This is a genomic window from Kitasatospora sp. NPDC058046, assembly GCF_042885595.1.
GTDB lineage: Bacteria > Actinomycetota > Actinomycetes > Streptomycetales > Streptomycetaceae > Kitasatospora.
This window is the reverse complement of the sequence record NZ_JBHVRS010000001.1, coordinates 739,495-752,502: the sequence shown is the minus strand read 5'-3', so window position 1 is coordinate 752,502 and position 13,008 is coordinate 739,495. Positions and strand designations below refer to the sequence as shown.

The window sequence follows — 13,008 nt, the reverse complement described above, 5'->3', positions numbered from 1 at the left end:
AAACCACGGGGGGGCCTTGAAAATTCCCCGGGGGTGGGGGTAGGTGCCGCGGCCCAACCCCACAATAAAGCTCCCGCCGCCCGCGGGCCCCCCCCGGCCCCGCGCCGGAGAAATGCCGCAAGCACGGAGGCAACGTGGCCCGCAGAGAGGTTTCGCAGGAGCGTGCAAAGGCCTGGAAATGCGGTTGCGGCGTGCTCCAGGCAGGCCTGGAGCACGCCGCGAAAAAAGCCTCACCACTCGGAGGTAAAGAGCAGAACACCGCAACATCCGCACGGCGCCAAAGGGTCCGGTGCAGGTATATCGGTACGGTCGTGCGCCCGTTCGTCAGGCCAGCCCGAGGGTGAGATGGGGGTAGCCGGCGTGGATGCGGTCGCCGAGCTTGATGTCGAGGCCAGCGATGAAGGATTCGATCTTCTCGGTGGCCTCCTCAACGGTTTCGGCCTCACCCTTGTACTCGAACTCGATGAAGTCTCCGAGGTCGCCCACACTGTCAAAGGCGACGGCGATGCTGTCGATGAACCACTCTTCGCGAGTCTTGTCGACCGTGGTGAGCTCGGTGAAGTCGAGGGAGTCCAGGATGTGCTGGACGGCCGTGGCGTCGGAGACGGTGCTCTCGAACTCGTCGCAGTGGGTCTTGATCTCCTCCTCCAGCGGGTACCACCGCTTGAAGTTCAGGGAGGAGATGCCGTCCTCGATACGGATCCGGAGCCACTCGGAGATCACGTCTCCGGAGAGGAAGTCCTTGTGGAGGGCGTTGTAGTAGTGGTCGACCTGGCGAGTCGGTCGGCCGGCTTTGCCGCCCCGGGCGGTGAGCTGGTCCTTCAGCTCCTGGGGGTCGCTGAGGAGCTTGAACTTCTGTTCGACTTCGGTGTACTTCACGGGCTTTTCTCCTGAGTGTCGGTCAGTGGGGCGATGGTCTCGCGGACGAGCGCCATGACGGATTGGACTGCTTTCGACGTCCGTGACGAGGACGTGGCTCGCCTTTCACCGTTCGTGCGGAACCGCATCAACCTGCTCGGTTGGTGCTCCTTTCGGCTCCCTGTGCGGCCACTGCGTGGTCCGGACGCCGTTGGGGCGTGAAGCCGCAGGCGCCGTTGCGGGGCCCGGATGCTGTGCTCCGGATTACCGGGCGCCGCGGTCGGGGGTTGGGGTGCGCGGTCGTAGGCGCTCTCCCTGCGGTCCGAACATGATCAGGTATTCGACCGGTCCGCCGGGGCCGGCGTTCGCGACTCCGTGGGCGGTGCGGGTGTCGAACTCGGCCACGTCCCCGGCGCTCAGGACGAGGTCCTGCTCGCCGAGCGCCAGCCACAGCCGTCCGTACAGGACGCACAGCCATTCGTACCCGTCGTGGGAGACCTGCCGCGGCCGCGCCGGGGGTGCGTCGACGGCGGGGAGGACGTGCTTGTGGGCGTGCAGGCCCCCGACGTAGCGGGTCAGCGGTAGCACCGCCTTGTCGTTGCCGGAGCGAGGCGGCACCGGGGCGCGCGGTCCGGCCGCCGCGGCGGGTGCGGTGCCGGCCAGCTCGTCCAGGGAGACGCCGTACGCCTTAGCGAGTTGCAGCAGCACCTCCAGGGTCGGCTTGCGCCGGCCGGTCTCGATCCGCGACAGCGTGCTCAGCGAGATGCCGGTCGCGCGGCTGACGCCGGTGAGTGTGGTGCCGTGCCGCTCGCGCGCGGTCCGCAGCCGGGGGCCCATGGCCGCCAGCGTGTCGGCTGTGCCGTCGTCCGTCACCGTCGCCCCGCTCCCTGCGGCCGTGCCGCCTTCACCGCCCTTGTCCTGCCAGTTTGCCACGATGGCAAGGGTGTTCGCGTAGCGCGGCCGCCGCGCCGCATGATCGGCGGGTACCCGCGGCCGCCCGTGAACCGAGGAGAAGCTATGCACCAGCCCGCGCCGTCCACCGACCTGCGCCACCGCACCATCGAGGCACCCGCCGGGCGCCTGCACCTGGTCGAGCAGGGCACCGGACCACTGGTCCTGCTCGTCCACGGCTTCCCCGAGTCCTGGTACTCCTGGCGCCGCCAACTCCCGGCCCTCGCGGCGGCGGGGTACCGGGCTGTGGCGCTCGACGTGCGCGGCTACGGCCGCTCCTCCAAGCCGGCCGCGACGGACGCCTACCGGATGCTCGACCTGGTGGAGGACAACGTCGTCCTGGTGCGCGCCCTGGGCGAGGAGAGGGCGGTGGTCGTCGGGCACGACTGGGGCTCCAACATCGCGGCGGCCTCCGCCCTGCTCCACCCCGAGGTCTTCCGCGCCGTCGCACTGCTGAGCGTCCCCTACGCGCCGCCCGGCGGCCCCCGCCCCACCGACGTCTTCGCGCGGATGGGCGGCGACCAGGAGTTCTACGTCTCGTACTTCCAGGAGCCCGGCCGGGCCGAAGCGGAGATGGAGCCCGACCTCCGGGGCTGGCTCGCGGGCTTCTACGCGGCCATGTCCGCCGACACCATGCCCGCCCGGGGCGAGCCCGACCCGCACTTCGTGGCCCGCGCCGGCGGCCGGCTGCGCGACCGCTTCCCCGGCGGCAGGCTGCCCGCCTGGCTGACCGAGGACGACCTCGACGTGTACGCCGGGGAGTTCGAGCGCACCGGCATGACCGGGGCCCTCAACCGCTACCGCACCATGGACCGCGACTGGGAGGACCTCGCCCAGTACGCCGGAGCCCCGATCAGGCAGCCGTCCCTGTTCATCGGCGGCGCCCTGGACGCTTCCACGACCTGGATGGCCGACGCGATCGAGGCCTACCCGACCACCCTCCCCGGCCTGGCCTCCGCCCACATCCTGGAGGGCTGCGGGCACTGGATCCAGCAGGAGCGCCCCGCGGAGGTCAACCGTCTGCTGACCGCCTGGCTCGCCTCCCTCCAGGACTGAACCGCCGGGTGTGCCGGCCGGCCCCCCGGCGCGAGCGGGCCGGTCACCTCGGCGACGGCCTGTCAGCCGCGCACCAGTCGCGATCCGGCCTGGATGTTCCTCAACCCCTGTGCAGTACTTGGCCGTTGTGGCCTCTTCCGAGGCCGTGACCCGGTCCTGCGCGGTCGTCGGGCCGCCGCCCCCGGCGCTGTTGCGGCACGCTCCGGACCTGACCCGGAGCGTGCCGGAGTGGTGGTCCGCGGGTGTCCGCCCGTGGAAGGTCGCGGCCCGGAGGCTTCGGGCGGTCCTCCGGGCGGCCCGCCGCAAGGTGCCTGATATGTCGGGTATGTGCGGGCCCCTTCGGGGTTCAGCAACGCACGATCATGAACCCCCGGGACGGGTTCCGGTGGTGTGCGGGCGGGCGCATCCTCGTGGGGCGGGCATCGGCGTCGAGGTGGCGGCCGGGATCTCCCGCGACCGAACTCGCCGGTTCAAGGGCGGACCCGGGGCGACGACCCGGTGGTCCGTCGGGGCCTTCCGGTGGTCGGCCGTCTGATTCTCACTGCGGGGGGCATCGATGATGGACAGTGCTGGTTGTCGTGGCGGGCGTGAGCTCCCGGCGCGTGCGGTCGCGGTGGTCGGGGTCGGCTGCCGCTTTCCGCAGGCGGACGGGCCGGAGGCGTTCTGGCGGCTGCTGCGCGGCGGTGGTGACGCGGTGGTCGGGCGGCGGGGCGGCCGGGGGCCGGCGCGCGGGGGGTTCCTGGACGGGGTGGACGGGTTCGACCCCGAGTTCTTCGGCATCTCACGGCGTGAGGCCGTGGCGATGGACCCGCAGCAGCGACTGGCCCTCGAACTGGCGTGGGAGGCGCTGGAGGACGCCAGGACCCTGCCGGGCGCCGTGGAGGGCAGCCGGACGGGCGTGTTCCTGGGGGTGATCGCGGACGACTACGCGACGCTGCTGCGCGGGCTGGGCCCCGACGCGGTGACCGGGCACACCCTGACCGGGCTGCAGCGCGGGGTGACCGCCAACCGGATCTCGTACACGCTGGGCCTGCACGGTCCGAGCCTGGTGGTGGACACCGGCCAGTCGTCCTCGCTGGCCGCCGTGCACCTGGCGTGCGCGAGCCTGCGCAGCGGCGAGTCCGAGCTGGCGTTGGCCGGCGGGGTGAGCCTGGTCCTCGCGCCGGAGAGCACCCGGGCGCTGGAGCGGGCCGGAACGCTGTCGCCGGACGGGCGCTGCTTCACCTTCGACGCCCGCGCCAACGGCTACGTCCGGGGCGAGGGCGGCGGGGTGGTGGTGCTCAAGCTGCTGGAGGCCGCCGTCCGGGACGGCGACCGCATCCACGCCGTCATCCGCGGCAGCGCGCTGAACAACGACGGCGCGACGCAGACGCTGCCGACCCCGGGCCGGGCGTCGCAGGAGCGGGTGCTCCTGGAGGCCTGCGTCGACGCGGGCGTCGAGCCGGGCGAGGTCCAGTACGTCGAGCTGCACGGTTCGGGGACGCGGGCCGGCGACCCGGTCGAGGCCGCGGCGCTCGGTGCGGCGCTGGGCTCGGTGCGCGGCGAGGGCGATCCGCTGCTGGTCGGGTCGGTGAAGACGAACATCGGCCATCTGGAGGGCGCGGCGGGGATCGCCGGCTTCATCAAGACCGTCCTGTGCCTCGCCGAGCGCGAGCTCGTGCCCAGCCTGAACCACGTCGGGCCCGGCGAGCGGGTTCCGCTCGACGAGCTGCGGCTGCGGGTGAACACCGAGGCCGGGGCCTGGCCCTCGCCGCACGGTCAACTAGTCGCCGGAGTCAGCTCGTTCGGGATCGGCGGCACCAACTGCCATGTGATCCTGTCGGATTGGCCGGGTGTGGAAGCAGCATCCGAGGAGAAGGAGGAGGCCGGGGCGCTGCCCTGGGTCCTGTCCGGGCGGGACGAGCCCGCACTGCGCGAGCAGGCCGAACGGCTGCGCGCCCATGTGGCGGCGCGTCCGGCGCTCGGGGCGGCCTCGGTGGGCCGGTCGCTGGCCGTCACGCGCACCGCGTTCGAGCACCGCTGCGTGGTCGTCGCGGACGACCGGGACGGCTTCCTAGCCGAACTCGCGGACCGGGCGGCCGGGCGGCCGTCGGCGGCCGTGGTGGAGGGCCGGCACGAGGGGCCGCCCGTGCGGCCGGTCTTCGTCTTCCCCGGCCAGGGCTCGCAGTGGACGGGCATGGCGGCGGAGCTGATCGAGACCTCCCCGTTCTTCGCCGAGCGGATCGACGAGTGCGCCGAGGCCCTCCGCCCTTACGTGGACTGGTCGTTGGCCGATGTCCTGCGCGGGGTCCCCGGCGCGCCGCCGCTGGAGGGCGACGAGGTGGTCCAGCCCGCGCTGTGGGCGGTGATGGTGTCGCTGGCCGCGCTGTGGCGTTCGGCCGGGGTGGAGCCGGCCGCCGTGGTGGGGCACTCGCAGGGCGAGATCGCCGCCGCCACCGCCGTGGGCGCGCTGTCGCTCCGGGACGGTGCGCGGATCGTGGCCCTGCGCAGCCGGGTGCTGAACCGGATCGCGGGCGGTGGCGGCCTGTTGTCGGTGGACCTCCCGGCCGAGCGGGTGGAGCGGGACCTCGTGGCGCTCGAGCCCGCGGGAGTCGACCGCGCGGCGGCCGGCGGCCCCGGGCTGTCGGTCGCGGCGGTCAACGGCCCGGCGCACACGGTGGTGGCGGGGCCGGCGGCCGCGCTCGACGCGCTGGCCGCCCACTACGGGCAGCGGGTGCGCACCCGGCGGATCCCGATCGACTACGCCTCGCACAGCGCGGCCGTCGAGGAGCTTCGGGACGGCCTGCTCGCCGCGTTCGCCGGGATCGCCCCGCGCTCCACCGGCGTGCCGTTCCACTCGACCGTCACCGCCGGACCGGTCGACACCGCCGAGCTGGGCCCCGGGTACTGGTTCCGCAACCTGCGCGAGCCGGTCCGGTTCGGGCCGGTCGTCGAACGCCTGCTGGACGCGGGCCACTCGACCTTCCTGGAGATCAGCCCCCATCCGGTGCTGGCGATGGGCGTCCGGCAGGCGATCGACCTGCACGGCGGGGACGGCGCCGCGCTGAGCACGCTCCGGCGCGGCCACGGCGGCCGCCGGCGGTTCCTCACGGCGGCGGCCGAGGCCTTCGTCCGGGGCGTCCCGGTCGACTGGTCCGCGCTGCTGCCCGCCTCGGTGCCGCTCGCTGACCTGCCGACCTACCCGTTCCAGCGCCGCTCCTACTGGCCGTCCGGGATGCCGGGGGCCACCGGGAGCGAGCGGGCGGACGAGGGGACGCAGACGCCGGCGTCGACCCCGGCGCCGGTTCCGACCCTGGACGGGCGGTCGGTCCTGGAGCTGGTCCGGAGCCTGACCGCCGTCGTGCTGGGCACGGGCTCGGCCGCCGACGTCCGGCCCGGGCGGACGTTCCGCGAGATGGGCCTGGACTCGGCCATGACGCTCGAACTGCGCGACCGGCTGGCGGCCGCGACGGGGCTGAACCTGGAGAGCACCGTCCTGTACGACCACCCGAGCCCGGCCGCCCTCGCCGCCGCGATCGGCGCGCTGAAGGCGAACGACGAGGCCGACAAGGACAACGAGGCCGAGCCGGAGGCCGGCAACGACGGCAACGACGGCAAGGCCGGAAACGACGACGAGGCCGACGACCCCGTGGTCATCGTCGGCATGGCCTGCCGCTTCCCCGGCGGGGTGCGCTCGCCCGAGGACCTGTGGGACCTGGTCGCCGCCGGCACCGACGCCATCGGCGACTTCCCCGACGACCGGGGCTGGGACCTGGCGGCGCTCCACCACCCGGACCCGGACCGGGCCGGCACCTCCTACGTCCGCCGGGGCGGCTTCGTCCGGGACGTCCCGGACTTCGACGCGGAGTTCTTCGGGATCAGCCCGCGCGAGGCCCTCGCCATGGACCCGCAGCAGCGGCTCCTGCTGGAGGTCGCCTGGGAGGCGCTGGAGCGGGCCGGGATCGACCCCACCGCGCTGAAGGGCAGCCGGACCGGCGTGTTCGCCGGGGCGATGCACTCCGGCTACGGGCCGAGCATGGAGACGGCCGGGCCCGGCGTCGCGGGGCACCTGCTGACCGGCACCAGCGTGAGCGTGGTCTCCGGGCGGATCGCGTACGTCCTCGGCCTGAACGGGCCCGCGCTGACGGTGGACACCGCGTGCTCGGCGTCGCTGGTCGCGCTGCACCAGGCGGTGCGGTCGGTCCGGGCCGGGGAGTGCTCGCTCGCCCTGGCCGGCGGGGTCACCGTCATGGCGACGCCCGGCATGTTCGTGGAGCTGTCCCGCCAGCGGGTGCTGGCCGCCGACGGCCGCTGCAAGGCGTTCTCCGCCGGGGCGGACGGCACCGGCTGGGGCGAGGGCGCGGGCATGGTCGTGGTCGAGCGGCTCTCGGACGCCCGCCGCCACGGCCACCCGGTGCTGGCGGTCGTGGCCGGCAGCGCCGTCAACTCGGACGGCGCCTCCAACGGGCTGTCCGCGCCCAGCGGGGTCGCCCAGCAGCGCGTGATCGAGGACGCGCTCGCCGACGCCGGGCTCGCGCCGCGGCAGGTCGACGCCGTGGAGGCGCACGGGACCGGCACCGCCCTGGGCGACCCGATCGAGGCCAACGCCCTGCTGGCCGCGTACGGGCAGGGCCGGGAGCGGCCGCTGTGGCTCGGGTCCCTCAAGTCCAACATCGGGCACGCCCAGGCCGCGGCGGGCGTCGGCGGCGTGATCAAGATGGTCCAGGCGATCCGGCGGGGCGTGCTGCCCGCCACGCTGCACGCCGACGAGCCGTCCCCGCACGTCGACTGGACGGCCGGCTCGGTGGCCCTGCTCGACCGGGCCCGGCCCTGGCCGGAGACCGGGGAGCCCCGGCGCGGCGGCGTCTCCTCGTTCGGGATCAGCGGCACCAACGCGCACGTGATCCTGACCGAGCCGTCGGCCGGGCAGCAGGCCGGGCAGCCGACCGGGCCCGGGGCGGCGGGAGAACCGGCGGCACCGCCCGTGGTGCCGGTCGTGCTGTCGGCCCGCACCCCGGAGGCGCTGCGGGAGCGGGCCCGCGGGCTGGCCGACGGGCCGCTCGATCCGGTCGCCGCCGCGCCGGCCCTGACCGCCCGGACCTCCTGGGACGAGCGTGCCGTGGTGGTCGCGGCCGACCGGCCGGAGGCCGAGCGGGCGCTGGCGGCGCTGGCCCGCGCCGAGGAGGCCCCCGGCCTGGTCACCGGCCGGGCCGGCGAGCCCGGCCGGACCGTCCTGGTCTTCCCCGGCCAGGGCGGCCAGTGGCGCGGGATGGCGGCGCGACTCGCCGCCGACAGCCCGGTGTTCGCGGCCCGCCTGGCCGAGTGCGAGCGGGCGCTCGCGCCGTACGTCGACTGGTCGTTGGCCGACGTCCTGGCCGATGGCCGGGCCGAAACCCGGACGGACGCCCCGGCCGAGGCCCGGACGGACGCCGCGTCCGACGCCCGGACGGACGCCGCGTCCGACGCCCGGACCGGCGCGCCGACCGGCGCGTCCCCGCTCGACCGGATCGACGTCGTGCAGCCCGCGCTGTGGGCGGTGATGGTGTCGCTGGCCGAGCTGTGGCGGGAGGCCGGGGTCGTCCCGGACGCCGTGGTCGGCCACTCCCAGGGCGAGCTCGCCGCCGCCGTCGTGGCCGGGGCGCTCTCCCTGGAGGACGGCGCCCGCGCCATCGCGCTGCGCAGCCGCCTGGCCGTCGACCTGATGGGCCGGGGGGCGATGGCCGTCGTCCCGCTGCCCGCCGCGCGGGTGCGGGAGCGCCTCGGCGCGCTGAGCATCGCCGCGGTCAACGGACCGGCCGTCACCGCCGTGGCCGGCGCCCCGGACGCGATCGCCGCCCTGGTCGACGGGTACCGGGCCGAGGGCGTCAACGCCCGGGTGATCCCGGCGGCCTTCGCCTCGCACTGCCCGGCGGTCGAACCGATCCGGGCGGAGCTCCTGGCCGGGCTGGCGCCGCTGACGCCGCGCGGCGGCGGGATCGCGCTGATGTCCTCGGTCACCGCCGACTGGCAGGACGGCGCCGGGCTGGACGCGGCCTACTGGTACCGGAACCTGCGGCACACCGTGCGCTTCCAGGAGGCCGTCGAGGCGCTCGTCGCCTCCGGCCACACCACCTTCGTCGAGGTCGGCCCGCACCCGGTGCTGGGCGGCAGCATCGGCCAGATCCTGGAGGAGGCCGGTGTCGACGGGATCGTCACCGGCTCGCTGCGCCGCGACGACGGCGGCCTGCGCCGCTTCCTCACCTCCGCCGCCGAGGCCCACGTCCGCGGTCTGCCCGTCGCCTGGGAGCGCCTCACCGGTGCGGCGGCCGGCCACGTCGACCTGCCCACCTACCCCTTCCAGGGCCGCCGCTACTGGCTCACCGGAGCGGCCGGGCCGACCGGCACGGCCGACCTCGGCCAGGCGCCGGCCGAGCACCCCCTGCTCGGCGCGGCCGTCGAACTCGGCGACGGCGAGACGGTGTTCACCGGACGGCTGTCGGCCCGCAGCCACCCCTGGCTGGCCGACCACGTCCTGGCCGGGACGGTCGTCGTGCCGGGCACCGCGTTCCTGGAGCTGGCCCTGCACGCGGGAGCGAAGGCCGGGACGGCGCGGATCGAGGAACTGACCGTCGCCACCCCGATGGAACTGCCCGCGGACGGCGCCGTCGACCTGCGCGTACGGGTGTCCGGCGCGGACGGCGACGGGCTGCGGACCTGCCGAATCTCGGGCCGGGCGACCGGCGGCGGCGAGTGGATCGAGCACGCCACCGGCACCCTGAGCGCCGACCACATCCCTGCCCAGGCCCCGGCCCCGCTCCGGAACCGGGCCGCCACCGATTGGCCGCCGACCGGCGCGACGCCGGTGCCGTCGACCCGGATGTACGAGGACCTCGCCCTGCGCGGCCACCAGCCAGGGCCGGCCTTCCAGGGCCTGCGGGCCGCCTGGCGGGGTGCCGACGGCGGGCAGTACGCCGAGGCCGTCCTGCCCGAGCCGGCGGAGGCCGACGCCGGGTCCTACCGGCTGCACCCCGCCCTGCTCGACGCCTCCCTGCACGGTCTGATCGCCGCCGCCCCGGGCCACGAGGGGCGGCCCGTGCAGCCGGTGCGCTGGCGCGGAGTGTCCCTGACGGCCGCTCCGGCCGGCGGCCGGACGTCCCTGCGGGTGCAGGCCGGGCCCGCCTCGGACGGCGGCCTCCCGCTGGCCCTGCTCGATGCCTCGGGGGAGCCGGTGGGGCTGGTCGAGGCGGTGGAGCTGCGCCCGGTCGCGGCGGGACGCCCCGCCGACCCGGACGCCGCCGCGCGCGACTCGCTGTTCGCCCTCGGCTGGGAACCGCTGCGGGAGTCGGTGCCGGAGCCGGTGTCGTTGCCGGCCGGCCCGTTGCCGGTCGTCCCGTGGGACGGCCTCGACCCGGACGCACTGCTCGCGGCGGCCGACCCGGACACGCCCACCGTGGTGGACTGCCCGACCGGAGCGCACGGACCGCACGGACAGCAGGACGCCACCGACCCGGCGACGGCGGCCAGGACCGCCGTCCACCGCACCCGGGACCTGCTCGCCCGGTGGCTCGCCGAGGACCGACTCGCCGGGTCCCGCCTGGTGCTGGTCACCCGGGGCGCGGTCGCCGTGCGGCCCGGCGAGACCGTCCGGGACCTCGCCCAGGCGGCGGTCTGGGGCCTGGTGCGCACCGCCCAGGTCGAGCACCCGGGCCGGTTCACCCTGGTCGACCTGGCCCCCGGCACCACCGTGCCCGAAGGCACTCCCACGATCGAAGGCGCCCCCGAGGTCCCGGCCGCCGTACTGACCCCGGAGGAGAACCAGCTGGCCGTCCGCGACGGCGCCGTCCTGGTGCCCCGGCTGGTGTCCGCCGTGGGCGATCCCGCGCTGCGGCCCCCCGAGGACGCGGCGGCCTGGCACCTGGACATCCCCGAGCGCGGCACCCTCACCGGCCTGGAGTTGCGCCCCTGCCCCGAGGCCGCCGCCGAGCCCGGCCCCGGCCGGGTCCGGGTCGCGGTCCGCGCCGCCGGGCTGAACTTCCACGACGTCCTGGGCGCGCTCGACATGCACCCCGGTGATCCGGGCCCGCTCGGCCTGGAGGGCGCGGGCGTGGTCACCGCGACCGGCCCCGGGGCCACCGACCTGGCCGTCGGCGACCGGGTGACGGGCCTGTTCCCGGCGGCGTTCGGCACGGTGGCCCAGGCCGACCAGCGCACCCTGGTCAGGATCCCGGACGACTGGTCCTTCACCCGGGCCGCCGCCGTGCCGGTCGCCTACCTGACCGCCCTGCACGCCCTGGTCGAACTGGGCGGCGTGGGTGAGGGGGACCGGGTGCTGGTCCACGCCGGGGCGGGTGGCGTCGGCCTGGCCGCCGTCCAGCTGGCCCGGCACCTGGGCGCGGAGGTCTTCGCGACCGCGAGCCCCGCCAAGTGGCCCGCGCTGCGCGCCCTCGGCCTCGACGACGACCACCTCGCCTCCTCCCGCGAGCCCGGCTTCGGCGCCCGCTTCGGTGCCGGCCCGAGTGCCGGCCCGGGTGCGGGCCCGGGCGCCGGCCCCGACGCGGGCGACCGGGGGATGGCGCTCGTCCTGAACTCGCTGACCGGCGAGCTCGTCGACGAGTCGCTGCGGCTGCTGCGTCCCGGCGGGCTCCTGGTCGAGCTCGGCCGGACCGAACAGCGCGACCCCGCCGAGGTGGCCGCCGCGCACCCCGGCGTGCGCTACCGGGCGTTCAACCTGCTCCAGCTGCCGCCCGAGCACCTCGCCCGCCTGCTGGAGCGGACGGTCGAGCTGTTCGCCCGGGGCGCGTTCGGCTGGCCCGCCGTCACCGACCTGGACGTCCGGCGGGCGCCCGAGGCCTTCGGGCTGCTGCGCCAGGGCACCCACGTCGGCAAGGTCGTGCTCACCGTCCCGCCGGTCCTCGACCCGGACGGAACCGTCCTGATCACCGGCGGGACGGGCGCCATCGGCCGGGCCGTGGCGCGGCACCTGGTCACCGGGCACGGCGCCCGGCGGCTCCTGCTGGCCGGCCGCCGGGGAGGCGATGCGCCGGGAGCCGCCGAGCTGGCGGCCGAACTGACCGCGCTCGGCGCCGAGGTGGCGTTCGCGGCCGTGGACGTCGCCGACCGGGCCGCCGTCGCCGCGATGATCGCGGCGGTCCCCGCCCGGCACCCGCTGACCGCCGTGATCCATGCCGCCGGCGTGGTGGACGACGCGCCCGTCGCCTCGCTCACCCCCGCGCGGATCGACCGGGTGATGCGGGTCAAGGCCGACGGCGCCTGGCACCTGCACGAGCTGACCGCCGGTCACCCGCTCACCGCCTTCGTCCTGGTCTCCTCGGTGATGGGGACGCTCGGCGGCGCCGGCCAGGGCGGCTACACCGCCGCCAACGCCTTCCTCGACGGGCTCGCCCGGCACCGCCGCGCCCAGGGCCTGCCCGCCCTCGCGCTGGCCTGGGGCCTGTGGGGCGACCCGGACGGCATGCTGGGCGCCCTCGGCGACGCCGACCGCGCCCGCTTCGCCCGGGCCGGGCTGGTGGAGATCGACCCCGGGCACGGCCTGGCCCTGCTGGACGCGGCGCTGCCGTCACCGCACGCCGTCCTGGTGCCCGCCCGGCTCGACCGCGAGGTCCTGCGCGACCTCGGACCGGACCTCCCGCCGGTGCTGCGCGAGGTCGTGGCGGCCGCCGGGGCGGGGCGGGGCGGGAACGGCCCGACGCCACGGCGGCACCGCCCGCTGCGCGAGGAGCTGGGCGGCCTGACCGCCGGTGAACGCGCCGACGCCCTGGCCGACCTGGTCCGGACCCACATGGCCGCCGTCCTCGGCTCCCGGCCCGAGGCGATCCCGGACGACCGGCCGTTCGGCGAGCTCGGCTTCGACTCGCTCACCTCGGTCGAGTTCCGCAACCGCCTCGGCACGGCGACGGGGCTGAAGCTCCCGCTCACCCTGCTGTTCGAGGCGCCGACGCTGCCCGAGCTGGTCGCCGTCCTGGACGCCGGGATCGCCCCGCCCGTCCACGAGACCGGGCCGGCTCAGGGAACCGGGCCCGAGCCGGCCGCCGGGGAGTGCGACCCGGACGCGACGGCCCTCGACGAGGACGTGGCGGCCCTCGTCGAGGCCGCGACCGCCGAGGAGCTCCTCGACTTCATCGACCGCGAGCTCATCTGACCCCGGTCCGCCGCCCCACCCCCACC

The 13,008-nt window shown here is 76.0% G+C and carries 4 protein-coding genes; 2 read left to right on the top strand and 2 right to left on the bottom strand.

Annotation, left to right across the window (positions count from 1 at the left end):
- Positions 1 to 324: 324 nt before the first annotated feature.
- Together cyaB and ACFVU7_RS03440 are read right to left on the bottom strand one after the other, a co-directional pair.
- Entirely contained in the window at positions 325 to 879 is a 555-nt protein-coding gene (gene cyaB, locus ACFVU7_RS03445) for a class IV adenylate cyclase (protein WP_388044054.1), read from the bottom strand.
- Between the two features lie 243 nt (positions 880 to 1,122).
- Positions 1,123 to 1,695 (bottom strand): helix-turn-helix domain-containing protein, encoded by a 573-nt coding sequence (locus ACFVU7_RS03440; protein ID WP_388044183.1) that lies wholly within the window; start codon positions 1,693 to 1,695, stop codon positions 1,123 to 1,125.
- A 180-nt stretch (positions 1,696 to 1,875) separates the two neighbouring features.
- On the opposite strand from ACFVU7_RS03440, the gene ACFVU7_RS03435 reads away from it, so the two are divergent.
- Both ACFVU7_RS03435 and ACFVU7_RS03430 read left to right on the top strand, forming a co-directional pair.
- Complete coding sequence (locus ACFVU7_RS03435) at positions 1,876 to 2,865, top strand: alpha/beta fold hydrolase (protein ID WP_388044052.1); 990 nt, start codon at positions 1,876 to 1,878, stop codon at positions 2,863 to 2,865.
- Positions 2,866 to 3,421: 556 nt separating this feature from the next.
- A complete protein-coding gene (locus ACFVU7_RS03430; protein WP_388044050.1) occupies positions 3,422 to 12,982 on the top strand; it encodes a type I polyketide synthase in 9,561 nt (3,186 codons plus the stop codon).
- Positions 12,983 to 13,008 lie beyond the last annotated feature (26 nt).

Bases quoted from the DNA above. Each gene is read 5' to 3' on its own strand.
- ACFVU7_RS03440 (WP_388044183.1), bottom strand. From the start codon at position 1,695: ATGGGCCCCCGGCTGCGGACCGCGCGCGAGCGGCACGGCACCACACTC.
- ACFVU7_RS03435 (WP_388044052.1), top strand. From the start codon at position 1,876: ATGCACCAGCCCGCGCCGTCCACCGACCTGCGCCACCGCACCATCGAG.
- ACFVU7_RS03430 (WP_388044050.1), top strand. From the start codon at position 3,422: ATGATGGACAGTGCTGGTTGTCGTGGCGGGCGTGAGCTCCCGGCGCGT.